Annotated in this window: 25 protein-coding genes; 10 read left to right on the forward strand and 15 right to left on the reverse strand. The window is 55.0% G+C overall.

The features are described from left to right. The first annotated feature begins 56 nt into the window (after positions 1-56). Positions 57-641, forward strand: coding sequence for a hypothetical protein (locus tag E3E28_RS08160; protein WP_167914686.1), 585 nt, complete (start codon positions 57-59; stop codon positions 639-641). Here the strand turns inward: E3E28_RS08160 and hmgA are convergent. Beyond that, positions 638-1,858, reverse strand: a complete 1,221-nt coding sequence (hmgA, locus tag E3E28_RS08165) for a hydroxymethylglutaryl-CoA reductase (NADPH) (RefSeq protein WP_167914687.1) — start codon at positions 1,856-1,858, stop codon at positions 638-640. The two genes, E3E28_RS08160 and hmgA, sit on opposite strands and share 4 nt — an antisense overlap. A 16-nt stretch (positions 1,859-1,874) precedes the next feature. Further along, the gene (locus E3E28_RS08170) at positions 1,875-2,618 is read right to left on the reverse strand and encodes a MinD/ParA family protein (protein WP_167914688.1); all 744 of its coding nucleotides are present in this window, start codon (positions 2,616-2,618) and stop codon (positions 1,875-1,877) included. A gap of 193 nt (positions 2,619-2,811) precedes the next feature. On the opposite strand from E3E28_RS08170, the gene tdh reads away from it, so the two are divergent. From tdh to truA, 6 genes are all read left to right on the forward strand, one after another. Continuing rightward, positions 2,812-3,861: an L-threonine 3-dehydrogenase gene (gene tdh, locus E3E28_RS08175; RefSeq protein WP_167915347.1), complete on the forward strand. Its 1,050-nt coding sequence runs from the start codon at positions 2,812-2,814 to the stop codon at positions 3,859-3,861. A 68-nt stretch (positions 3,862-3,929) separates the two neighbouring features. Continuing rightward, on the forward strand, positions 3,930-5,429 hold the full coding sequence (locus E3E28_RS08180; RefSeq protein WP_167914689.1) for a phenylalanine--tRNA ligase subunit alpha: 1,500 nt from the start codon (positions 3,930-3,932) through the stop codon (positions 5,427-5,429). Between the two features lie 5 nt (positions 5,430-5,434). Further along, complete coding sequence (locus tag E3E28_RS08185; protein WP_167914690.1) at positions 5,435-5,707, forward strand: DUF4258 domain-containing protein; 273 nt, start codon at positions 5,435-5,437, stop codon at positions 5,705-5,707. Continuing rightward, positions 5,704-5,934, forward strand: coding sequence for a DUF2283 domain-containing protein (locus E3E28_RS08190; protein WP_167914691.1), 231 nt, complete (start codon positions 5,704-5,706; stop codon positions 5,932-5,934). The genes E3E28_RS08185 and E3E28_RS08190 overlap by 4 nt, the downstream gene beginning before the upstream one ends. A 2-nt stretch (positions 5,935-5,936) precedes the next feature. Continuing rightward, positions 5,937-7,643: a phenylalanine--tRNA ligase subunit beta gene (gene pheT, locus E3E28_RS08195; protein WP_167914692.1), complete on the forward strand. Its 1,707-nt coding sequence runs from the start codon at positions 5,937-5,939 to the stop codon at positions 7,641-7,643. Between the two features lie 238 nt (positions 7,644-7,881). Further along, positions 7,882-8,685 (forward strand): tRNA pseudouridine(38-40) synthase TruA, encoded by an 804-nt coding sequence (gene truA / locus E3E28_RS08200; protein ID WP_167914693.1) that lies wholly within the window; start codon positions 7,882-7,884, stop codon positions 8,683-8,685. On the opposite strand, the gene E3E28_RS08205 is transcribed toward truA, so the two are convergent. Next, the gene (locus E3E28_RS08205) at positions 8,632-10,020 is read right to left on the reverse strand and encodes a DEAD/DEAH box helicase (protein ID WP_167915348.1); all 1,389 of its coding nucleotides are present in this window, start codon (positions 10,018-10,020) and stop codon (positions 8,632-8,634) included. The genes truA and E3E28_RS08205 overlap by 54 nt on opposite strands. Before the next feature lie 73 nt (positions 10,021-10,093). Between E3E28_RS08205 and E3E28_RS08210 the strand changes: the two genes are divergently transcribed. Then, positions 10,094-11,359, forward strand: coding sequence for a UbiD family decarboxylase (locus E3E28_RS08210; RefSeq protein WP_167914694.1), 1,266 nt, complete (start codon positions 10,094-10,096; stop codon positions 11,357-11,359). Here the strand turns inward: E3E28_RS08210 and E3E28_RS08215 are convergent. The 5 genes from E3E28_RS08215 to E3E28_RS08235 form a co-directional block, all read right to left on the reverse strand. Next, complete coding sequence (locus tag E3E28_RS08215) at positions 11,349-11,939, reverse strand: hypothetical protein (RefSeq protein WP_167914695.1); 591 nt, start codon at positions 11,937-11,939, stop codon at positions 11,349-11,351. The two genes, E3E28_RS08210 and E3E28_RS08215, sit on opposite strands and share 11 nt — an antisense overlap. 79 nt (positions 11,940-12,018) lie before the next feature. Then, positions 12,019-12,936 (reverse strand): ABC transporter ATP-binding protein, encoded by a 918-nt coding sequence (locus E3E28_RS08220; protein ID WP_167915349.1) that lies wholly within the window; start codon positions 12,934-12,936, stop codon positions 12,019-12,021. Positions 12,937-12,941: 5 nt separating this feature from the next. Beyond that, entirely contained in the window at positions 12,942-13,847 is a 906-nt protein-coding gene (locus E3E28_RS08225; RefSeq protein ID WP_167914696.1) for an ABC transporter permease subunit, read from the reverse strand. 61 nt (positions 13,848-13,908) lie between these two features. Beyond that, positions 13,909-14,697: an N-glycosylase/DNA lyase gene (locus tag E3E28_RS08230; protein ID WP_167914697.1), complete on the reverse strand. Its 789-nt coding sequence runs from the start codon at positions 14,695-14,697 to the stop codon at positions 13,909-13,911. After that, positions 14,694-15,662, reverse strand: coding sequence for a beta-ribofuranosylaminobenzene 5'-phosphate synthase family protein (locus E3E28_RS08235; RefSeq protein ID WP_167915350.1), 969 nt, complete (start codon positions 15,660-15,662; stop codon positions 14,694-14,696). Before E3E28_RS08235 ends, E3E28_RS08230 begins: the two co-directional genes overlap by 4 nt. A 48-nt stretch (positions 15,663-15,710) precedes the next feature. On the opposite strand from E3E28_RS08235, the gene folP reads away from it, so the two are divergent. Next, positions 15,711-16,529: a dihydropteroate synthase gene (folP, locus tag E3E28_RS08240; protein ID WP_167915351.1), complete on the forward strand. Its 819-nt coding sequence runs from the start codon at positions 15,711-15,713 to the stop codon at positions 16,527-16,529. On the opposite strand, the gene E3E28_RS08245 is transcribed toward folP, so the two are convergent. From E3E28_RS08245 to sppA, 3 genes are read right to left on the reverse strand one after another with little or no spacing between them, the layout of a single operon-like run. Further along, entirely contained in the window at positions 16,507-17,511 is a 1,005-nt protein-coding gene (locus tag E3E28_RS08245; protein ID WP_167914698.1) for an AI-2E family transporter, read from the reverse strand. The two genes, folP and E3E28_RS08245, sit on opposite strands and share 23 nt — an antisense overlap. Further along, positions 17,501-17,980, reverse strand: a complete 480-nt coding sequence (locus E3E28_RS08250) for a PH1570 family protein (RefSeq protein ID WP_167914699.1) — start codon at positions 17,978-17,980, stop codon at positions 17,501-17,503. The genes E3E28_RS08245 and E3E28_RS08250 overlap by 11 nt, the downstream gene beginning before the upstream one ends. Before the next feature lie 4 nt (positions 17,981-17,984). Then, a complete protein-coding gene (gene sppA / locus E3E28_RS08255; RefSeq protein WP_167914700.1) occupies positions 17,985-18,971 on the reverse strand; it encodes a signal peptide peptidase SppA in 987 nt (328 codons plus the stop codon). Positions 18,972-19,064: 93 nt separating this feature from the next. Here sppA and E3E28_RS08260 point away from each other — a divergent pair, with 93 nt between their 5' ends. Further along, positions 19,065-19,871, forward strand: a complete 807-nt coding sequence (locus E3E28_RS08260) for a sugar phosphate isomerase/epimerase (protein WP_167914701.1) — start codon at positions 19,065-19,067, stop codon at positions 19,869-19,871. A 2-nt stretch (positions 19,872-19,873) separates the two neighbouring features. On the opposite strand, the gene E3E28_RS08265 is transcribed toward E3E28_RS08260, so the two are convergent. The 4 genes from E3E28_RS08265 to E3E28_RS08280 are packed head-to-tail and all read right to left on the reverse strand — an operon-like array spanning position 19,874 to position 21,771. Further along, on the reverse strand, positions 19,874-20,269 hold the full coding sequence (locus tag E3E28_RS08265; RefSeq protein ID WP_167914702.1) for a ribonuclease III family protein: 396 nt from the start codon (positions 20,267-20,269) through the stop codon (positions 19,874-19,876). 5 nt (positions 20,270-20,274) lie between these two features. Further along, entirely contained in the window at positions 20,275-20,562 is a 288-nt protein-coding gene (locus tag E3E28_RS08270) for a DNA-directed RNA polymerase subunit L (protein ID WP_167914703.1), read from the reverse strand. Beyond that, entirely contained in the window at positions 20,552-21,181 is a 630-nt protein-coding gene (locus E3E28_RS08275; protein ID WP_167914704.1) for a DUF2067 family protein, read from the reverse strand. Before E3E28_RS08275 ends, E3E28_RS08270 begins: the two co-directional genes overlap by 11 nt. After that, positions 21,178-21,771 (reverse strand): exosome complex RNA-binding protein Csl4, encoded by a 594-nt coding sequence (locus E3E28_RS08280; RefSeq protein WP_167914705.1) that lies wholly within the window; start codon positions 21,769-21,771, stop codon positions 21,178-21,180. Before E3E28_RS08280 ends, E3E28_RS08275 begins: the two co-directional genes overlap by 4 nt. Between the last annotated feature and the right edge of the window lie 61 nt (positions 21,772-21,832).

Here is a 21,832-nt window from a genome sequence, read left to right on the forward strand (position 1 = left end):
CTGCCTTACTAACGTGGAGCGAAAACCATTTAAGGCGTGAAGTTGTTTTCTTTCCGATGAAGTTAATCAACGCCGTCCCAATCCTCTACTACGAGCTCAACGTTCCGCCGGAGAGGGTTAGGGAGGCCTTTCCTTCGGCGCTCGAGTTCAAGAACCCTACTCCAGAGAGCTTCTCAATCGTGCAACCACCCGGAAAGAACGCGGGCCTTCTCGTGATTGATGTTAAAGGAGAGAACCGCTACGTCTTCGTCCTCCCGGTTAAGGACGAGCTAATTCTAATCAACGAGACCCTGCCGAGGGTCTTTGTAATCTCACCGGCGGGCCTCGATGAGTTTTTTAAAGCCCTCGTGGAGGACAACATCGAGGGAATTCTGGACAAGGGCATCGAGAGGAAGGGCAAGAAGTGGCGCTTCCTCATAGACTTCGTCGCGACTTTCATCGTCGTCTCAATTGAGAACCAGCTCCACATCGGTCTCTGGAGCGCGGTGCTTCTCGGCGCTGTTTTCACCACCGTGGAATACCTGTTCGGCCCCAGGAAGGCGAAATTCCGGGTCATGGCGACGGAACTGAGTGAGAAAAGCGTTCGTAGGATGTACGAGGTTTCGGAGAAGAATGGAAAGGTGGTGAAGGTCTTCCTTTAGCGCCCCAGCTCTTTATGGGCCTTCGCGAGGTGCTTCGCCGCTATCGCCGCGAGGAGCGAGAGTTCTCCAGCCAAAACTGCTCCCGCAACTATCTCCGCGAACTTCTTGGCGTTGGTTCCCGGCGGGTCGCCTCCTCCGGCGACGCCCATAATGCTTAAAGCCTCCCTCTGGGTCGGGACGCGCGTTCCTCCACCGACGGTTCCGATTTCGAGGCTCGGCATTGTTATGCTGATGTAGAGGTCTCCCTCAGGCGTAACCTCCGCGAGGGTTATGCCGTGCGAACCCTCGGTAATCTGCGCTTCATCCTGCCCCGTGGCAAGGAAGATAGCCCCAACTATGTTCCCGAAGTGGGCGTTGAAGCCGTAAGAGCCGGCCTGGGCGGAGCCGACGAGGTTCTTGCGGTAGTTCACCTCGGCTATGAGTTCCGGCGTGGTCTTCAGCTTCCTCTCGACTATCTCGCGCGGAATTATTGCCTCCGCTATTACCGTCTTACCGCGCCCGTTGATGAAGTTCATCGCGTTGGGTTTCTTGTCAACGCAGAGGTTACCAGAGAGAGCGAGATAGCGAACGTCCGGGAACTTCTCTTCGATGACCTTCATTATCTCCTCGCTCGATATCGTCACCATGTTCATTCCCATGGCATCGCCGGTCTCGAACTCGAAGCGCAGGTAGAGGTTGTTGCCCACTATGAAGGGCTTAACATTGCGAAGCTTGCCGTGTCTGGTGACCTTGCTGACGGCCTTCTCCTGGAGGTAGTCGATGTTCTCCTTTACCCACTCCGCGACTTCTCTAGCTCTCCTCGCGTCTGGACACTTGAGTAAAGGAGCGCGCGTCATTTTGTCGTCGATGAGCGTCGTTTTGACACCACCGGCCTCAGTCAGGGCGGAGCAACCGCGGTTCACGCTCGCAACGAGCGCGCCCTCTGTGGTTGCGAGGGGTATGTAGAACTCGCCCTTTGCATATTCTCCGTTGATTTTGAGCGGTCCGGCAACGCCCATCGGTATCTGGACGACGCCTATCATGTTCTCGATGTTCCTGCCGATGACCTGCTCGGGGTCTATGCTGTAGTGCCCGATGTGCTCAAGCTTCACGCCGAGCTTCTTCTCAAGGGCCTTCCTCCTGACCTCAGTCGCGGTTCTCTTGTCCGTGTATTTCTCAACCTGGTGGAGCTTTACCTCTCCCTTAACGACTTTCTCAACGAGCTCTTCAAACTCCATTTCAACACCCCCAGAATCAGCCGAAAATCCATTCCTCGAGGACTTCTCCGATTTCCTTGAACGCGACGGCGGCGTCGCTGTTGGGAAGGTACTTGATTATCGGGATTCCAACGTTGATGGATTCGGGAACGTTGTAGTCAAAGGGAACCCAACCGAGAACGGGGACGTCCAAATCCTCCTCGATGGCCTCGATTATCTTATCAACGACATCGGCGCTCTCGCGAACTTTGTTGAGCACAACGCCGATGTTGAGGTTGTACTTCTCTCCAAGGGCCTTCAGCTTTTCTATCTCGTTCTTCACCATAGTCTCGAACGAGTAAATCGGAGAGCGCTCTATTTCAACGACTATAAGCTGATAGTTGGCGACCTGAAACGTGGGGAGGGTATCAAATGGGACGCCGGTTGGAGAATCTACGAAAACGACGCCGAACTTGTATTTCACCCTTTCAAGGATGTCAACGAGTCTCCTTGGAGAGATTCCAAGGACGTCCTGAAGCTGTGTGCTCCCCGGCATCACGTAGACGCCGGTTTCCTTGTGGCGGTATATAGCCCACTCCGGGTCAACGTCAGGGTTCTTCAGGAGGGTGTGAACGGTGTATTTAACGGTATCGAGGGCAAAGTGAAAACCAAGGTTGGGCAGGTACAGGTCTCCGTCAACCGCCAAAACTCGATACTCCTTCATGGCGAGGTAAGAGCTAAGGTTCGCCGTCGTGGTTGTTTTGCCGGCTCCGCCACGCCCCGTTACGACTATCAGTGCCATCGCTACCCCTCTAAGCTTCTCTGTGGGGAGTTGAGGATATAAGGTTTCCGATTGAACTTCCGTCGGTACGTCGCTTTCTGCGTATGTACCTACACAATTCTGTCCAGTGATGGGCCTTGGCGACTCGATGAACACAAAAGGTTTATATCGTCCCCGTTTAGATTCCCATTGTAAGGTTAAGGAGATGATTGCCATGGCTGAAAAAATGCCCGCTATTATGAAGACCAAACCCGCTTACGGTGCCGAGCTCGTTGAGGTTGACGTTCCCAAGCCCGGTCCGGGCGAGGTTCTCATCAGGGTTCTCGCGACGAGCATCTGTGGAACCGACTTGCACATCTACGAGTGGAACGAGTGGGCGCAGAGCAGGATTAAACCGCCCCAGATTATGGGCCATGAGGTTGCCGGTGAGGTCATTGAGGTCGGCCCCGGCGTTGAGGACCTTCAGGAGGGTGACTACATAAGCGCCGAAACCCACATCGTCTGTGGCAAGTGCTACGCCTGCAAGCACAACCGCTACCACGTCTGCCAGAACACCAAGATTTTCGGCGTTGACATGGACGGTGTCTTCGCGACCTACGCCATTGTTCCAGCCCAGAACGCCTGGAAGAATCCCAAGGACATGAAGCCCGAATACGCCTCACTCCAGGAACCCCTTGGTAATGCTGTTGATACCGTTCTTGCCGGCCCTATAGCGGGGAGGAGCACGCTCATAACCGGAGCCGGCCCGCTCGGACTGCTCGGCATAACCGTCGCGAAGGCGAGTGGTGCTTACCCTGTCATCGTGAGCGAGCCGAGCGAATACAGGAGAAAGCTCGCCAAGAAGGTCGGTGCCGACTACGTCATCAACCCCTTTGAGGAGGACCCGGTTGAGGTCGTCATGAGCATAACCGACGAGGCAGGCGTTGAGGTCTTCCTCGAGTTCAGCGGTGCTCCCAAGGCCCTTGAGCAGGGTCTTAAGGCGACGACTCCGGGAGGAAGGGTCTCCCTGCTCGGTCTCTTCCCGAGGGACGTTACGCTCGATTTCAACAACCTGATAATCTTCAAGGCCCTTGAGGTTCACGGCATCACCGGAAGGCACCTCTGGGAGACTTGGTACACCGTCTCAAGCCTCATCCAGAGCGGAAAGCTCAACCTCGACCCGATTATCACCCACAAGTACAAGGGCTTCGACAAGTATGAGGAAGCCTTCGAGCTGATGAGGGCAGGAAAGACCGGCAAGGTCGTCTTCTTCCCGAAGGAGTGATTTTTCTCCCTCTCTTTTTACCGCAATTCTTAAGTAAACCCTTCCCCACTTCCCCCGGAGGTGTTGGAATGGAGCTGAGCTATCAGGAGAAGCTCACCCTCATCAAGCTCAACGAGCTGAAAAAGGCGAAATTCGAAGAGCTCGTCAAAGAGGCCGGTCTCGAGCAGGTAGCGGTCATGCGAGCGATTCTCGGCCTGCAGGCGAAGGGCTTAGCTAAGCTCCACGAGAGAAGCGAGAATGTCGTTAAACTCACCGAGACCGGAAAGAAGTACGCCGAAATCGGCCTTCCTGAGTGGAGAGCCTTAAAGCTCCTCCGCGAGAGGGGAAAGGTTACGCTCGACGACCTCAGGGAGGTTCTCAGCGACGACGAACTCAAGCCCATAGTCGGCCTCCTCAGAAAGGAGGGCTGGGCGAGCGTTAGGAAGGAGGACGGTAAGCTCGTCCTTGAAATCACCGAGAAGGGGCTTGAAGCTGAGGAGAGGTCTATTGATAAGGCCTTAAAGCTCCTCGCCGAGAAGGAGGTCGTTCCGGTTAAGGAAATCGAGAAGCTCGTTCCCGTCAAGGAGCTCAAGAGGAGAAAAATCGGTGAGGAGGAAACGGTAACCGAGAGGGAAGTCGAGATTACTCCGGAGGGCGAGGAGCTTGCTCCAAAAGTCGAGCTGAAGCGAGAGGTTTCCGTTTTAACCCCGGAACTCATAAAGTCCGGCAAATGGCGCGAGGTCGAGTTTAGAAAGTTCGACATAAAGGCCCCCGTGAAGAGGATTTACCCGGGTAAAAAGCAACCCTACAGAGCGTTCCTCGACAAGATAAGGAGAAGGCTTATCGAGATGGGCTTCATTGAGATGACGGTTGAGAGCATGATTGAGACCCAGTTCTGGAACTTCGACGCCCTCTTCCAGCCCCAGAACCACCCGGCGAGGGAGTGGACCGACACATACCAGCTCAAGTACCCGAAGAGCGGATTCCTGCCGGAGGAGGAGCTTGTTGAGAGGGTTAAGACCGCCCACGAGCGCGGTCTGGCCGGCTCGCGTGGCTGGGGATACGTCTGGTCTCCGGAGAGGGCGATGCTCCTCATGCCGAGGGCTCACGGTACTGCCCTTGACGCGAGACAGTTGGCGAAAGGTGTCGAGATTCCTGGGAAGTACTTCACGATTCAGCGCGTTTTCAGGCCGGACGTCCTCGACAGGACGCACCTCATTGAGTTCAACCAGATTGACGGCTTCGTCGTCGGCGAAGAGCTGAACTTCAGGCACCTCCTCGGAATACTCAAGCGCTTCGCGGTGGAAATCGCCGGGGCCAAGAAGGTGAAGTTCCTGCCAGACTACTACCCGTTCACCGAGCCGAGCGTTCAGATGAGCGCATACCACCCTGAACTTGGTTGGGTTGAGTTCGGTGGCGCTGGAATCTTCCGCGAGGAGATGACTAAGGCTTTGGGCATTGACGTCCCGGTCATCGCATGGGGAATCGGAATCGACAGATTAGCTATGTTCAAGCTCGGAATAGACGACATACGCTACCTCTTCAGCTATGACTTGAGATGGCTGAGGGAAGCGAAATTAGTGTGGTGAGTTCGGTGGTTCACTACACCAAACATGCCGAGATTCGAATGAGCCAGTATGGCATTTCAAGGGAAGAAGTGGAGAATACCCTCCGCAGTCCCCTCCGTTTGTTTTTTGACTTTAGCTCAAACCGCTACGTGGCCATCGGAACAAAGAACGGACACGGCTTAGTCGTGGTTTACGAAGTGGTTCATGGTGAAAAGGTCGTCGTTACCACCTACCACACAAGCAAGGTTGATAAAATCATTAGGGCTAAACTGTCATCTGGGAGGTGGATTGAGTTATGAGCGAGGAAATCCTTGTTAGGTACGACCCTGACGTTGATATCCTTTACGTTCAGCTCTCAAAGAAGAAGCCCGTTGATGCCGATATGAAAGGGGATGTGGTCATAGACCTCGATGAAAACGGAGAGGTCGTTGGCTTCGAGATATGGCGCGCGAGGGAGCTAATCCTGCCGGAGTTCATGAAGTTCATCGAGAAGATAAAGGCTGAGAAGGCCCACGTGGAGGGTTGAAGATGCCAAAGTTCGACGTGTCAAAGTGGGATTTGGAGAGGCTCGTCGGCAGGGAATTCACGGTCGAAGAGTGGGAGGATCTCTTCCTCTACGCCAAATGCGAGCTCGATGATGTCTGGGAGGAGAACGGTGAAATCTACTTCAAGGCCGACTCGAAGGATACGAACAGACCCGACCTCTGGAGCGCCGAGGGGATAGCAAGGCAGATACGCTGGGCGCTCGGCTTCCAGAGGGGCCTGCCGAAATACGAGGTCGAGAAAAGCGACGTTACCGTTTACGTTGACGAGAAGCTGAAGGATATTCGTCCATATGGTGTTTACGCAATCGTTGAGGGCCTTGAACTGGACGAGGAAGCGCTAAAGCAGATGATTAACCTCCAGGAGAAAGTTGCTCTGACCTTTGGAAGGAGGAGAAGGGAGGTAGCGATAGGCATCTTCGACTTCGACAAGGTGAAGCCCCCGATATACTACCGGGCAGGGGAGAAGACCGAGAAGTTCGTCCCGCTCGGCTTCGAGGAGGAGCTTACGCTGGAGGAAATCCTTGAAAAGCACGAGAAAGGGAAAGAGTACGGCCATCTGATTAAGGACAAACCCTACTACCCGCTCCTCGTGGACAGCGAGGGTAAGGTACTCTCGATGCCCCCGATAATCAACTCCGAAACGACCGGCAGGGTGACGACGGAGACGAGGAACGTCTTCGTCGACGTCACCGGCTGGGATTTGAACAAGGTCATGCTCGCTCTCAACGTCGTCGTTACAGCTTTAGCGGAACGCGGAGGAAAGATTAGGAGCGTTAAAGTCGTTTATCCGGACTTTGAGATTGAAACGCCCGATTTAACGCCGAAGGAGTTTGAGGTCGAGCTGGACTACATAAGGAAGCTCGCCGGCCTCGAGCTGAGCGACGGCGAAATCAAAGACCTCCTCGAGAGAATGATGTACGAGGTGAAGCTTGAGGACGGCAAAGCAAAGCTCCTTTATCCAGCTTTCCGCGACGACATAATGCACGCCAGGGACGTTTTAGAGGACGTTCTCATCGCCTACGGCTACAACGAGATTGAGCCCGAGGAGCCGAAGCTTGCCGTCCAAGGCAGGGGCGACAAGTTCGTCGAATTTGAGGATGCCGTTAGGGAACTTATGGTCGGCTTCGGCCTTCAGGAGGTCATGACCTTCAACCTTACCAACAGGGAGGCCCAATACGAAAAGATGAATCTCCAATACGGAAGGGACTACCTCAACAACCCGCCGGCTGAACTCGTCGAGATAGAGAACCCGATAAGCCCGAAGTGGTCGGCGCTGAGAAACTGGCTTCTGCCGAGTTTGCTCGACTTCCTGAGCCAGAACACCCACGAGGAGTACCCGCAGAGGCTCTTCGAGGTCGGCAAAGCAACGCTCATCGACGAGGGCAGGGAAACGAAGACGGTCAGCGAGAGCAAGCTTGCCGTCGTGCTGGCCCAGCCGAGGGTTACCTTCACAGACGCGAAGGAAATCCTTGACAGCGTGATGAGGCATCTTGGCTTCGAATACGAGCTTGAAGAGGTCGAGCACCCGAGCTTCATCCCCGGCAGGGTTGGAAAGGTAATCGTAAACGGAGAAACCATCGGCGTAATCGGCGAAATCCATCCAGCGGTTTTAGAAAAGTGGGGAATCGAGATGCCCGTTGCGGGCTTCGAACTGTTCCTAAGGCCACTCTACACTGAGCCCTACCTTTAGTCCCTCTTTTTCCTCTTCTCAAGGAGGGCGCACATGAGCTCGAAGTTTGTAACGCTTATGAGCACCTCAACGTCAAAGACTTCCTCCATTCTCTCACCTCAATTTTAGGTTCTCGTGCCCCTTTATCAACTTTGTGCGAATTTTTTCGTATTTCGTTCGAATTTTGGGTTTACAAAAGTCAAGAAACTTGGAGGATTTTCGGGGAAGGCTTTTTATACCCTCCACTAAAGCGCCAACCATGAAGCTGGCTCTCCGCGTGGCCTACGACGGAACTGCATTCTACGGCTTCCAGAGACAACCCGGAGTGAGGACGGTAGAGGGAGAACTCATCCGCGTTTTGACCAAACTAAAAATCATCAAAAGCCCTGAAGAGAACGACTTTAAAGGTGCTTCCCGGACGGACCGCGGAGTTTCCGCGTTCTTCAACGTGGTTTCGTTCGTTCCCGGCGAAAGGGCAGACCTGGCAAGGCCCGAGGTGCTGAATCATCATCTCCGCGACGTATGGGTTCTCGGCGTTGCCGAGGTTCCCGCTGACTTCCACCCGAGGTTCTGGGCGACCTCGAAGACTTATCGCTACTACCTCGTCGATGAGGGCTTCGACCTTGAGAAAATTCGTGAATGCGCCAGGCTCTTCGAGGGAACCCACGACTTCTCGGCCTTCGCGAAGCTCGAACCCGGCAGGGAGCCTGTTAGGGAGATAACGCACATCGGCATCATTCCAAGATACGGCTACTACGTGGTTGAAATCACGGGCAAAAGCTTCCTCTGGGAGATGGTGAGGAGAATCGTCAACGCGCTCCGCTTCTGCGGACTCGGGCTTCTGGAGCTTGAGGACGTTAAGGCTATGCTCGCGGGGACTTACAGGAAGAAGGTTCCACCAGCTCCGGCGGAGAACCTCGTTCTGTGGCGCATAGAATACCCAAACGTTGACTTCAAGACCGACGAGAAGGGCCTTGCAAAGGCCAAACGCGACCTCTTTGAGCGCTACTCAAGAGCTCTGACGAGAGCGGCGCTTTTTGGGGACTGCATCGTTGAGCTTTGATTCTTTGTCGTAGTACTTCCCGTAGTACTGCTTGAGCGCTTTCTGCCTCTCGATGAAGTGCGTGTAGAGGAGCGGGTCGTCGTCGGCTACGTCAACTATAACCGCCCTCATGCCCTTCTTCGGCCTCAGGGCCCTTCCTATGGTCTGTATCGTCATAATGTCGCTCTTTCCGCCCCCGGCGAGGATTATCGCGGAAATCTCAGGTATATCAACCCCTTCCTTGAGCAGGGTCGAGATTAAAACCGGAATCTCGCCGTTCTTGAAGGCCTCAAGAACCTCCCAGCGGTTCTGACTCTTGGAACTGAGGAACTCGGCCTTTACGCCCTCCTTTTCAAGCATCTCCTTCAGGATTTTGCCGTGCTCTATGCGCTTTACGTCGATGAGGACGCGGTGACCCTTCCTGACGAGCTCCTTGGCCTTCGCCACTATCGCCCTGTTCCTCTCATCGTTGTTCATGACGACGTCCTCGTAGAGTTCCTTGTAGCGCTCGCTAAAGGACGGCATGCTCGACTCGTAGGTTATCACCTCGAAGCGGGGCTTGGCCAAGAATCCCTCCCGTATCAGGTCCTCGGCTTTCACCTCGTAGATTATCGGCCCAACGACGGCCTCAATCTTTATCTCCTCACCGCGAACGCGCCTCCACGGCGTTGCCGAGAGCCCGAAGCGGTAAACCTGCGGGAGGCTTATTCCCAGCTGGTAGAACTTTTCAGCTGCTGAAGTCCTGTGGCACTCGTCGAACATGACTATCGCGTAGTCGTTCTTCAGCTTGTCAACGCCCCTCGAAAGAAGGGTCTGTATCATGGCCACCGTTACGTTCTCCTCGTTCCACTTGTTGTCGCCGACGATTCCGGCTTTAACGCCGAGGAGCTCTTCAACCTTCTCGGCCCACTGGTAGAGGAGTTCCTTCGTGTGGACGACGATGAGCGCTGAAAGGTCAAGTTCGTGAATGATTCTCAGCCCAACGACGGTCTTTCCGCTTCCAACGGGCAGGGCCAGAACGCCCATCTTCTCCTTCAGGGCCTTCCTAACGGCCCGTTGCTGATAGCGCCTCAGGGAGTATTCCTCGTTCCACGTTGAGTTGAGCTTGACCCCGCGAACCTGCCGTTCGTCTTTGATTCTAACGCGGTAGCCCTTGCTGTTGAGGAACTTTTTGACCCGCGGAAGAAGGCCGACGGGAAACGTCTTCTCGTAGGGGTCGTAGAGGCTTTCCGGCTTCTCCCACTTGCCGTAGTCCTTCTTGTAGGTGAGCAGGTCGTAGATTTTGAAGTAGACGCTCGGCTCCGCCTTCTCGACCTTAACCAGTGCTGAACCATCTGGAATCCTGAGGACAACCATGGGCATGGCCAATCAGAGCGAGTCTGGAAAAAGCCTTTATAGACCTTTTGGAACAAAGGTCTAAGGTGGTGGCATGCTGAGGGAAATTCTTCAAACTTTCGACGACCTGATTGTCATAAAGGAACCCGTGAGCAAGGAACTCGAGGTGACGCGCTACCTGCTGAAGTACCGCGACAGGCCGGTTCTCTTCGAGGACGTTGACGGCTGGAGGGTCGCCGGAAACATCTGGAGCACCCGCGAGAGGATAGCCCGCTTCCTGAACACGAGCAGGGAGCGCCTGATGCACGTTGTGGCGGACGCGATGGAGAATCCCGCCCCTTATAAAATCGTCGAAAGCGCCCCGTTCCTGAAGAACTCGACGGAGGACTTTTCTCTCCTCGAGCTCCCGGTTCCGAAGTACTATCCCAAGGACGGCGGGCCGTACTTCACCTCGGCGATGGTCATCGCAAAGGACGACAACGGCTTCGTCAACATGTCATTTCACAGAATGATGGTTCGAGACGAGAAGACCGTTGCGATAAGGCTCGTCCCGAGGCATCTCTACGCGATGTGGAAGGACAGGGCCGAGCACGGAGAAGAGCTGGACGTTAGAATCGTCGTGGGAAATCCAATTCACCTGCTCTTGGCTGGAGCTACCAGCACGGCCTACGGAATCAGCGAGCTTGAGATAGCCTCCAAACTCAGCGAGCTCGCCTTCGGGAGGCCCGTTAAAGTCGTTGACTTGAATGGAATTCCCGTGCCGGTCGAGAGCGAGTTCGTCTTCGAGGCGAAAATAACTCCGGAGCTGGTCAATGAGGGGCCGTTCGTGGACATAACGGGAACCTACGACTACGTGAGAAAGCAACCGCTGGTCGTCTTTGAGAGGATGTACCACGTTGACAACCCGATTTTCCACGCCCTCCTGCCAGGTGGCTACGAGCACTTCATGCTCATGGGTCTTCCAAAGGAGCCTCAAATATACGCGAGCGTCAAGCGCGTTGTTCCAAAGGTTCACGGGGTAAGGCTGACGGAAGGAGGTGCCATGTGGCTTCACGCAGTTGTTTCGATAACCAAACAGCACGACGGCGACGGCAAGAACGCGATTTTGGCGGCCTTCGCCGGCCACCCGAGCCTTAAACACGTGGTCGTCGTTGACGAGGACATAGACATCTACGATGACCGCGACGTGGAGTGGGCGATAGCGACGCGCTTCCAGGCCGACAGGGACCTCGTGATAGTCCCCAACGCCCGCGGTAGCTCCCTCGACCCCTCAGCGGAGAGGAGCTTAACCGCCAAGTGGGGCATCGATGCGACGAAGCCCCTCGACAGAAAGGAAGAGTTTGAGAGGGCTAAGCTTTAGCCCCCTCCGCTTTTCTCACCATCTTCCCCTCCAGCAGGTCTATTATCTCCACCTTCTCGTAGAGGTACCAGAGGGCGAGGAAGCTGAGCCCCGTCGAGAGGAACGGGTTGATTAGGTAGAGCGGGCTGAGGGCGATGAAGACCGCGTAGCCGAGCAGGAACGCAGAGAGCGAGTAGAGAACCTTCCCCGTTCCGAGCCTGTAGGCTGCGTAGAGGCCGGCAACCGCTATCGGGACCTCCCAGGGGACGAGTATGAACTTGCCCCAGAGGTGCCAGCCGAGCCTTGGAAAACCGTACCAGATGCCGTTCGGGAGGAATGGAATCCCTCCTGTGAAGAAGTCAGCGAGCAGGTGCAGGCCGTTGCCCAGAATTCCAAGCGGGCCGAAGGGGAGCATGTAGATGAACGAGACGAAGCCGTGGTTGAAGAATGTCCTCGTGAAGTCGCCGGTGGCGAGAAGCATCTGAATGAAGCTGTAATCCGGTGCGGAGTTTGCTATGACGAACAGCCCGAGGAGCTTCCTGTTCCATCCCCTCCAGGCTCCTATGAGGTAGGCAACGAAGATGTGCATCGGAAGTAGCATTCGAACACCTCAGGATTCTTCGAAAATAAAACCTAAAAAGTTTTCTGAACAAAATTGAGAAGTTGAAAACAGAACAAAGTCACTTCACGAGGGTTAGGAAGATTTCTTCGAGGCTTGGCTCTTTCACCTGCATTGTCAGAATCTTCGCCCCCTGGGAAGCAACGTAGTCGTGAAGCTCCTCGCGAATGTCCTCCGAGGCAACGACCCTGTACTTGTTCTCCCCGAGGGGCGTAACGTTCCAGGGGGCGGAACTCCAGTCCACGGGCCTGTTCGTCTCGATGATAATCGTGTAACCTGCCTTTCTCAGAAACTCCCGCTTGATGTTCTCGATGCTGTCCTCCAGCACAAGCCTGCCCTTGACGATGACGCCAACGGTATCGCAGACCTCTTCAACATGCGCGAGAATGTGGCTCGAAAAGAAGACCGTCTTTCCAGCCTTCCTCTGTTCTTTAATAATTTCCTTGAATTCCGCAATCCCAGTCGGGTCGAGTCCAGTCATCGGCTCGTCGAGGATTAAAAGCTCGGGGTCGTTTATCAAAGCCTGAGCGAGGAGAAGCCTTTGACGCATTCCCTTTGAGAACTTGCCGACCTTCTTGTTCCTGACCTCCCAGAGGTTGACGAGTTTTAAAAGCTCTTCACTCCTCTTCTCGCGCTCCACCTTTGGAATCTTGAAGGCCTTGCCGATTATGTCAAGGGTCTGCATTGGAGTCAAAAACTCCCATAGGGTAGCGTGCTCGGGCATGTAGCCGATTCTCGCCTTGGCTTTAACGAGTTTGCCCTCGTCGAACTTCCCGTTCCTGAAGACCTCCTCACCGAGGAGTTCTATTCTTCCCTCTTGGGGAAAGACGAGGCCGAGGAGGCTCAGTATCGTCGTGCTCTTTCCTGCTCCATTCGGCCCGAGGAAGCCGTAGACGACACCATTGGGAACCTTGAGCGTGAGGCCATCGAGGGCCCTAACGTCTTTGTAAACCTTAACCAAATTCTCAACCACAATCATGACCATCACCTCAAATCCATGCGGAGGAAGCGCCAGGTTGCGATGCCGAGGTAGACGAGGGTCATGACGATGAGGAGGGCAACGTTTACGGCTCTCTTTTTCATTGCCCTTCCTATTCCGGCGTATTCAGCCGTGTACGTGGGATACGTATGCGTTTCACCGTTGATTTCAATGGTTTCAGTGGTCTTCTTGTACTCGTTAACATCCTTTAGGATTACAGAGAACTGGGCGTTTGGGGCAAAGAACAGATACTTGGTGTAGTACTTTGCCATATAGTCGTTGGCCTGCTGGGGGGTCATGTTGTCGGAGGCATTTACCGTGGCTTTGTAAGCTACAACCGACGGGAGGAGTATGTAGAGCAGGAAGAAGACGCCAAGCGCAACGCCGAGGGACGCACCGGACGAGCGAATGAACGTCGAGATAATGTAGCCGATAGAGATGAACTCCACCATGACGAGCAGGAGAAGAAGGTTGAGCAGGAAAATGTCAGCGGTTATCTTTGATATAGAGATTCCAACCCACTTAAGGCCTGCAAGGGTAACAAGGCTCGTTAGGAGAAGCGCCATCGCAAACACGACGAACTGGCCCGCGTACTTTCCAAGTATATAGCCAAGCCTCGTCACGCTCTTGCTGAGGGCTATCCTGATTGTACCGTCTTCAATCTCCTTGTTTATCGCCCCTGCCCCAAAGATTATCGCGAGAATCCCAAGGAAGAAGAGCGCCGTTTTGCTGGAAAAGGCTATTATCGTTGCTATGGCTTCAAGCTCATCCTGCACCCCGGTTTGCTTCATGAAATAAAACGCGGGTATGTACAGACCGATTATAATCAACAGTATTGCCCAGAGCTTTTTGGTTCTTATCCCCTTCATAAACTCGACCTGGAATCCCCAGAACACAGGGAACACCTCCACTCGCTCTCGGTAGAACTAAACTAAGGAGTATAAAAATTTTGTCATAGGAATTGGAATGAAATTAGAGTCTCCTAAGTTCGAGAACCAGCTCGGCCTTCTGGCAGTGCGCCTTGAGCCTCCCGAGAACTTCCTCCTTGCCACCAAGGACCGGCCAGAGGATTGAATCAATGTGGAGCGGTGGAATTCCTGTCCTCTCTGCAATCCTGTTCCAGAAGCTAACCGGCGGTTCGCTGGTGAAGCGCTTGGTGTAGGCGTTTATCCTCACGTCGTCAGGAATTTCGAGGGCCATTGGGTAGGGAACGAAGGCATTAAAGGCAATCCTCCCCGCGTAGCCGAACATCTTCACGGCGAAGACTATCGTTTTCGCGCTTTTCTTAGCCTTCATGGTCCTCGCGAGGTCATCTCTAAGCCTTTCCATGCCGTTGAAGTAGTAATCCCCCAGCTCGTCCATCGAGAGGGACTCTAAGAAGGGCTCGACCCGCTCGATTCTCTTGAGCTTTCCGGCAACGAGGCGCCTGTTGGTTCTTGAGTTGGGGAGAAACTGGGTGTAGGCCTCCGTTATTCTCTCCGGCGGGTTCTTCGAGAAATACCCTGAGAACTCCCACCACCAGTCCTCGCCCTTCCCGCTCAGCTGGTAGCTGACGAGCGCGTTGGCTATAACAAGTTTGATGAAGAGTTCGTCGTCCTTCAGGTTTTCCCGGAGGTTCTTGAGGGCATCGAACTGCAAATCAACCTTCTCCTCAATGGTTCTCGCGCAGTCGAGGCCGAGCTCCCGCAGTATTTCCACGAGCCTCTCGATTTTATCTTCCTCTTCCCGATATTTTATCTTCACGAAGCGGTCGAGCGTCATTGCGCCACGCTCCTTATCAACCTTTCCAGGAAGGCGTTCTCGCTCACAATTTCTGCTCCGGTGTTCCTCGGAAGGCCAAGCTCGACCTTCGCCCTTATTCCGTGCTCCTTGAGGTGGTCGTTAAGCTCGGCAGAAAGCCTCTGGAACTCCGCCTTCAGGATTAGGCCGTAAACCGTCGGCCCCCAACTGCTCTGGCCTGCGCCGTGGGTTTTCTCACCCAGCCAGTTGAGGATTAACTTGACATCCTCCCTGAACTCGCCCCCCTGAAACTCCGCAAAGTGCCTGCCGACGAGCCTCTGTATCGCCGAGAGGTGCTCACCGAAGGCCCTGACGTTCCTCTCCTTCAACGCGGGCAATAAGCCGAGTAAAATGCGATGGCTTATCTCCCTGGCCACGTTGACGTTCCCGAAGTTTCCGCTCATTATAGGCTTCTCCTCCTCTTCATCGAGGCCCGGCTTTACCTCGGGAATCACGAGCAGGAAGGCCCACTCCTCGGGAAAATCCTCGCGGAGTATCAGCGGGGGGATTCCTTCTTTAACCCCGCCATCGAGGACGAAGCCTCCGTGAGCGAAGGCGTAAATCCCGGCCCCACTGTTCTTTCCCCTTCCGAGGACCTCGGCGAGCCTTTCAACCGGAATGTTCAGGTTGTTGAGCCCCGCTATTGCGGTTCCAACGGCCAAGCTCAGCTGAGTAGTCGAGCCGAGGCCGACGTGCCTTGGAATTGCCTTTCGAACCTCAATTAGGTAGCCGGTTCCCGTTCCAAAGGCCGAGTTCATTCTCTCCACGGCCTTCCTTATGGTTTCAACGTCCTCACCTTGGGCCTTTACCTCGAGCCGTTCAGCGGGCAGAACCTTTACCTCGTAGCCACCTTCGAGCGCCACCCCGAGGCTCCCGAAGCGCCTTCCAAGCGAGCCCGTTGGGTCTATCAGGCCGAGGTGAAGCCTTTTCGGCGTCCGGATTATCATGCCCATCACCCTTTTATTGACTCCCGAGAAGCATAGGCGGTGATGCTAATGAAGTTTGCGGGAGTTAATCTTGACGAGCCGAGGATAATGGGAGTAATAAACGTCTCGCCCGAGAGCTTCTACAAGGGGAGCGTGAGGAACGATGAAAAGGCTTTGGCAGAGACCGCCGTTAGAATGGTTGAGGAAGGGGCGAGCTTCATAGACATCGGGGCGAAGTCAACGGCTCCCTACCTTGAGACACAGATTCCGCTCGAGGAGGAAATTAAAAGGGCCGTTTGGGCCGTCAAGGTCGTCAAGGACGCGGTTGATGTCCCCGTGAGCATCGACACCACGAGCGCGAGGGTTGCTGAGGAAGCCCTGAAGGCCGGCGCGGACATTATAAACGACGTAACCGGCTTCAAGGGCGACCCGGAGATGGCGAGGGTTGCCTCTGAGTACAGCGCTCCGGCCGTTCTCTGCGCCCACGGGAAAGTGAGGGACTTCTCGGACCCGGTCAGGACTGTCATTGAGTTCCTCGGGGAGAGTCTGACGATAGCAAAGGAGCACGAGGTTGAAGATGTTGCCGTTGACCCCGCTATCGGTTTCCTTCGTCCGGAGTGGCCACCCTGGTACGAGTGGGACTCGAAGGTAATAGCGAACCTCAACATACTCAATCTCTTTGGAAGGCCAATCCTCATCGGCGTTTCTCGGAAGTCCTTCATAGGCGCGATAACGGGCAGAGAGAAACCGGAGGAAAGGCTCGCCGGCAGTTTATCGGCAACAGCAATAGCCGTCCTGAAGGGTGCGAGAATAGTGAGGACCCACGACGTGAGGGAAACGCTCGACGCGGTGAAGGTCGCCGGGTTCATCGGGCGGTTTTCGCCTTAGAGTTCTTCGCCCTCTTCCATTCTTCGAGGAGCGTTATCAGGAGCGACAGCGAGACGGGTCCGATGATGATTCCGACGAAGCCAAAGGCGATGTAGCCCCCGAAGATTCCCACGAGGCTTACGAGCGCGTTAACGCCCCACTGCCTCTTGCCGAGCCTCTTGGAGAGCAACAAATCCGGTAGGGGTGAAACAAGGGCAAAGCCGAGAATCCCCATAGCGAGGGCCCTTCCGGGGGACCCTGACGTAAACAGGTAAATCGCACTTGCACCCCACACCATCCAACCGCCAACCACCGGCAGGAGCTCTAGGATAACGGTGAGTATCCCCGCCGCTATCGAGCCCCCGGCGTCCGACATCCCGAGGGCGTAAAAGAGGAACGCGAGTATGACCCCTTTGCCAACGCTGACGAGAAGCCATCCGCGCAGTAGGTGGTGGAGGGTTTCCGTTGCACTGTTTATGAGCTTTCTCGCGAGTTCTTCCCTGCTCGGGGGAAGGAGGGCGTATATCTCGTCTTTTATCGCCCTTGCATTCACGAGGACGCCGTAAAAGGCAAAGACCGCAACGATAATCTGAAGGGACAGTTTGGGCAGGGAGTATGTGTACCCAAGGACGTAGGAATTAAAGCGCTCCGCTATCGCGCTTGAGAGCTTGTTGAGAAGGTCGTAGACCCCGGATGGAAGGTTGAGGCCGAGGAGCCAGGTAAAAAAGGTATCCACGTAGTCGGTGAGGGAGTGCTTGATGTCATTCATCCACAGGGCAAAGCCGAGGATGAAGAGGAAAGAGAAGACCGTCAGGAGCCCCGTGAGTAGGAGGGCTGACCAGCGGTTGCCCATTCTGGTACTGAGCCTTTCGTGGACGGGATACAGGATGTAAGTCAGGGTTACAGCGACGATAAGGGGGGAAAGAACGGGACTAACCGTCTGCCACGTGAGGTAGAGGATTACCAGTGAAACGCCAATCCAGACCGCTGTTTCAAGCTCCATCGAGCATCCCCAGGTACTTCAGGATTAGCTCCCTCGCGCTCGGCTTGCTGAAGACTATGAGGTAGCCCCTCTCGTCGAGGATGAAGTCCTTTCCGAGCGCGAGCAGAGTCTTCTTGAGCTTCACGATTTCGGCCCTCTCGAGGTCAACCCGCTCCTTGACTTCAGCAGGCGCATCTATCTCGTTTAGGGTCTTCTCGAGCCTGTTGAGGACGCTCCGGTTGACGAACTTAACCGGACTGAAGTTCGGCTCTTCCGCGGTTATCTCGCTCGGGTCAAGGTATATTCCCCAGTGCTCCTTGGCGCACTCAAAGGGGTATACGTAGTCCTCCCCGTAGTCGGGGAGGTAGAGCTCCCTTATCACCGCGAGGAGAAGCCTTCTGGCGTCTTTCCCGTAGAACTCAACCCTGAGCTTGAACTTCCCGTCGTCGAAGCCGTTCTCGAAAACCTCAAGCTTCTCCTCGCAGAGCATCCAATCACCCCCTCAGGTAGGGTTTGAGGTAGTTCGGGTCTATGTAGAGGGCCTCGCTCCCGTAGACGCCGAAGTCGCTCGGGGTTTCAAGGTTCTTGTATATCACAACGTTTGCGCTCGTAACGTTCATTAACTTTTCGAGGGTCGCTATGGCGGTGTCCATTCCTCCGGTCTCATCCACGAGCGTTCCCGTGACGTTCTCTGCGAACCACGTCCTTCCGGTGGCAAACTTCTTGACCTCTGAGACGCTCATGTTCCTGCCCTCACTGACCGCCTGAAGGAACGCCTGGAAATATGTGTTGACCATGTTGGCGATTATCTTTTTCTCCTCGGGCGTTAGGTCGCGCCACTCGGCTCCCATATCCTTGTAGGGGCCCGTTTTGAATACCTCAACTTTGATTCCGTTTCTCTGGTAGTTCTCCTGCAGGTCGTAGTGGACGTAGATGACACCGATGCTCCCCACCTCCGCGAGGGGACTCGCGACGATTTTATCGGCCCCGCTGGCTATGTAGTAGCCACCAGATGCCATTATTCCGCCGGAATACGCAACTACAGGCTTGACGAGGGCGAGCTTCTTGACGGCGGAGTAGATGTCCATGACCGGGCCGACGTCACCGCCGGGGCTTTCAATCCACAGGAGCACCCCTCCGATTGAATCGTTGCTCGCGAGTTTCCGCAACAGGGGGACGACTTCAAGGGCAGTGTACTCATTTATTATTCCGAAAATCGGGACAACGGCTATTTTCTCCCCACCAGTTCCGTTGATTAACGAGCGCAGGTAGGCAACCTCGTCCTTCAGCTGGCTGAGCTGGTAGCTTGACGTCCCGTTGCAGGTGACGTTCAGCGGGTTTTCCACCACCGTTGGGGTCGTGGTGTTCGTTGAAACCGCTATCGGGGAAGTTGCCTGGTAGAGCACCGCTATTGCCACCACTGAGAGAGCGAGCAGAAGAGCGAGGATAGCCGAGACGTACTTCCAGATGTTCTCCCTCATCCTCTCACCTTAGACCCCTTGTCGGGCCAACTTTTAAACCTACCCTCGCTAAGCTTTTTATATTACCCCGAGAAATTCGGGGCAGGTGATTGCATGGAGATTGGGGTGACAATATATCCCCATTTCGTTACGAAGGACAAGAGCCTCGCGTCAATCCTGGCGGACGTCAAGATTAAGGACTACGACTTCGTTTCAATCTTCCCGCACACGCTCGGGCTAATCAAGAACGGTCTCGTCGTCGAGAAGAAGCTCAGGAACATCGAGACGACCCTTAGGGGAGTTGGAATAAGCTACATCGTCAGGATGCCGACGTCGGTCAACCTGCGCGACCACATCTACTACACACGCCACTTCCGCGTCGCCAAGGCCGTCGCCGATGTTGCAATCAAGCTCGGCGCCAAGGTAATCGTCATGCAGAGCGGTAGAACCGGAAGGCTCGACCTCGAAATCGAGGCCATACAGCAGTTAGCTGATATGGTCGGGCCCTTTGGTATAAAGATAGCCCTCGAAAACACCTTCAGCGTCAAGGACACGCTCTACGTTGTGGACAACGTTGACAGGGAGAACGTCGGCTTCGCCCTTGACGTGGCCCACGCCTTCCTCAGCGCCCAGGGTAACGAGGAGAAGCTCCTTGAGGACGTCAAGCTCGGCACCGACAAGACGGTAATCCTGATGATACACGACAACTTCGGAAAGCTCTTCCCGCAGGTCGAGCCAGAAGATGCCCTCGCCTACGGTGTCGGCGACCTCCACCTGCTCCCCGGAGAAGGCAAGATACCCTTCGGCAAGGTTCTCCGCCTGTTTGGCGATGTCCCACTGCTCCTGAAGGTCAAGGACCCGGACAAGTTCGTCAAGATACCGAGCAAGCAGGGGCTGATAGAGCTCCTTACGAGTCTCTGATTTTAAACTCCTATCCTCTTCCCTATCTCCCCGTAGAGAACTGCGAGGGCCTTTCCTATTGCCTCTTTCTTTCTCGTGAAGTGGGTAACGTCGTCGCTCAGGTTCTCGCGGATTAGCTTGACGGCTTCTTCAATCGTTATCAGCCCTTCGAGCCACGCGTAGGCGAATATGGCCTCGGCAACGTCGCCCCTCGCGTGCTTGTCGCTCCTTGGCGGGGCGAGTCTCCTTAGACCGGACATCTCAAGGGCTATACTTAAAGAAGCGTTCGGAACCCTCTCCCCGGTCGGCCTTCCGAGGTACTCGCTCAGGGCAAGGGAGAAGACGAAGTTGAGGAGAGAATCGCCGAATTTGGCGAGCCCCTTGTCGGTGAAGTCCTTAGGATAGGGAAAAGGGGCCAAGGGCTTCACCCTTCGAGGGCCTTCTTCCAGGCGTCGAGAAGAACCCTCGCGCGGTCGAATATCTTCTGCGCGGCCTCCTCAAGGACTTCCTCGGGCTTGACCTTGCCGTCGGTAACGACCTTGAAGCGAGGTTTTCTGGCCATCAGAACGGGGTGCTCGATGGTGTAACCGGCGAACTTGACGTGCTCGTTCTCGTGGAGCACCTCGTTGAGCAGGTTGGCGAAGGTGTGGTCCTCTCCTTCAAGATAGAACTCCAGCAGGTTCTCCTCGCGCTTTATAACCTCAATCCTCATCAGCATCACCCGATAAAGCTTTCAACAGCTCTTCTAAGGCCTGCTCCTTGTTCTTGACCAGTTCGTATTTAAACTTATCCTCCTTCCACTCCGCCAGGCCGAGCTCGACCAGCTTTTCTATCACCTCGTCGGGCTCAAGGTTGAAGGCGACGCTGACCGGAACCACTACTTCTCTAATCTGCCTCGTCGTCTGAAGGGCTATCTCCGAAAGGGCCTCGCCGAGCTTTCTCACGAGTTCAACAGCCTCGCCCCAGGGGAGGGAAGTTACGAGCTCATTATCCCTCAGCTCCGCCGTTTCGCCGAGGAGCTCAAAGGCCTTGAGGATTATCGGCGTTGATACGCTCGTTCCGGCCTCGCGCAGGAGGTCGTCTATCGTGTAGTGGTAGAGCCCGCGCCTGTCAGGGTAGAGCTTGGCCCTTACGCGGTTGTGAATCTCGCGTATCTTTCTTATGGCTTCTCTAATGTCGTCCTTCGTTCCCTGGACGTTTATCTTGATGGAGTCGAGCTTGCCGTGGACGTAGATGAAAGCCGGCAGGCGGAGCCTCTGGAGCTCTTTCATGAACTCCTCCTTTTCCACGTCGCTCTTGACGTGAATCGTTATTACCTTCTTGGCCCTCATAGAGACACCTTCATCTTCCTGTAGTAGGGCGAGAGCTTCCTCGTCTCGACGTTTCCACAGCGCGGGCAGATTAACTTGTCCCCGCGCCTGATGAGGGGCGTTCTACAACGGGAGCAGAGGGCGTAAACGACGCCGAGGTCCTTTCCGCGGGTGGTGAGCTGTATCGGGCTCTTCTCGTTGGCTATAACCTTCGCCCTGACCACGTCGCCAATCTTGAATTCCTTTGTTATGTCCTCAACAAAACCTTCCTTGACTTGCGAGATGTGGATTCCAGCCAGTTTTGAAGTCGCTATCTCCCTGTCGTTCTCGCGACCCTCTATCTGAAGGAGCTGAACTATAACGGCCTGTGGCTTGACCTCTATGACCCTCGCCAGAACTATGTCCCCGACCTGCGGGAGGGGCGGGGTGTCGGTCACGGGTTCGACGCTTATCTCCATTTTCTCCGGGTTGATTCTAACCTTGCCCGCTCTGGTTGCGTAGAGTTCGCCGTTCTCCTCTCTAACCCCCTCGCCGGGCATGAACTCTTCTATGACCCCGAGGTAATCTCCGGGGAGGACGAGGTCACCGTTTTTAACCTTCCTGTCTTCCATCCCCTCACCTCCGAAGATTTTCCGACGCCTTCTTTTTAAGCGTTCCCCAACGTTTATAGGC

This window comes from Thermococcus sp. 21S9 (assembly GCF_012027635.1).
Taxonomy (GTDB): domain Archaea; phylum Methanobacteriota_B; class Thermococci; order Thermococcales; family Thermococcaceae; genus Thermococcus.

Bases quoted from the DNA above. Each gene is read 5' to 3' on its own strand.
- E3E28_RS08280 (WP_167914705.1), bottom strand. From the start codon at position 21,771: ATGGAAGACAGGAAGGTTAAAAACGGTGACCTCGTCCTCCCCGGAGAT.
- E3E28_RS08230 (WP_167914697.1), bottom strand. From the start codon at position 14,697: ATGACGCTCGACCGCTTCGTGAAGATAAAATATCGGGAAGAGGAAGAT.
- E3E28_RS08210 (WP_167914694.1), top strand. From the start codon at position 10,094: ATGCTGAGGGAAATTCTTCAAACTTTCGACGACCTGATTGTCATAAAG.
- E3E28_RS08260 (WP_167914701.1), top strand. From the start codon at position 19,065: ATGGAGATTGGGGTGACAATATATCCCCATTTCGTTACGAAGGACAAG.
- truA (WP_167914693.1), top strand. From the start codon at position 7,882: ATGAAGCTGGCTCTCCGCGTGGCCTACGACGGAACTGCATTCTACGGC.
- E3E28_RS08215 (WP_167914695.1), bottom strand. From the start codon at position 11,939: ATGCTACTTCCGATGCACATCTTCGTTGCCTACCTCATAGGAGCCTGG.
- E3E28_RS08220 (WP_167915349.1), bottom strand. From the start codon at position 12,936: ATGATTGTGGTTGAGAATTTGGTTAAGGTTTACAAAGACGTTAGGGCC.
- E3E28_RS08235 (WP_167915350.1), bottom strand. From the start codon at position 15,662: ATGATAATCCGGACGCCGAAAAGGCTTCACCTCGGCCTGATAGACCCA.
- E3E28_RS08205 (WP_167915348.1), bottom strand. From the start codon at position 10,020: ATGGTTGTCCTCAGGATTCCAGATGGTTCAGCACTGGTTAAGGTCGAG.
- E3E28_RS08160 (WP_167914686.1), top strand. From the start codon at position 57: ATGAAGTTAATCAACGCCGTCCCAATCCTCTACTACGAGCTCAACGTT.
- folP (WP_167915351.1), top strand. From the start codon at position 15,711: ATGAAGTTTGCGGGAGTTAATCTTGACGAGCCGAGGATAATGGGAGTA.
- E3E28_RS08180 (WP_167914689.1), top strand. From the start codon at position 3,930: ATGGAGCTGAGCTATCAGGAGAAGCTCACCCTCATCAAGCTCAACGAG.
- hmgA (WP_167914687.1), bottom strand. From the start codon at position 1,858: ATGGAGTTTGAAGAGCTCGTTGAGAAAGTCGTTAAGGGAGAGGTAAAG.
- E3E28_RS08190 (WP_167914691.1), top strand. From the start codon at position 5,704: ATGAGCGAGGAAATCCTTGTTAGGTACGACCCTGACGTTGATATCCTT.
- tdh (WP_167915347.1), top strand. From the start codon at position 2,812: ATGGCTGAAAAAATGCCCGCTATTATGAAGACCAAACCCGCTTACGGT.
- E3E28_RS08250 (WP_167914699.1), bottom strand. From the start codon at position 17,980: ATGCTCTGCGAGGAGAAGCTTGAGGTTTTCGAGAACGGCTTCGACGAC.
- E3E28_RS08275 (WP_167914704.1), bottom strand. From the start codon at position 21,181: ATGAGGGCCAAGAAGGTAATAACGATTCACGTCAAGAGCGACGTGGAA.
- E3E28_RS08170 (WP_167914688.1), bottom strand. From the start codon at position 2,618: ATGGCACTGATAGTCGTAACGGGGCGTGGCGGAGCCGGCAAAACAACC.
- sppA (WP_167914700.1), bottom strand. From the start codon at position 18,971: ATGAGGGAGAACATCTGGAAGTACGTCTCGGCTATCCTCGCTCTTCTG.
- E3E28_RS08270 (WP_167914703.1), bottom strand. From the start codon at position 20,562: ATGAGGATTGAGGTTATAAAGCGCGAGGAGAACCTGCTGGAGTTCTAT.
- E3E28_RS08245 (WP_167914698.1), bottom strand. From the start codon at position 17,511: ATGGAGCTTGAAACAGCGGTCTGGATTGGCGTTTCACTGGTAATCCTC.
- pheT (WP_167914692.1), top strand. From the start codon at position 5,937: ATGCCAAAGTTCGACGTGTCAAAGTGGGATTTGGAGAGGCTCGTCGGC.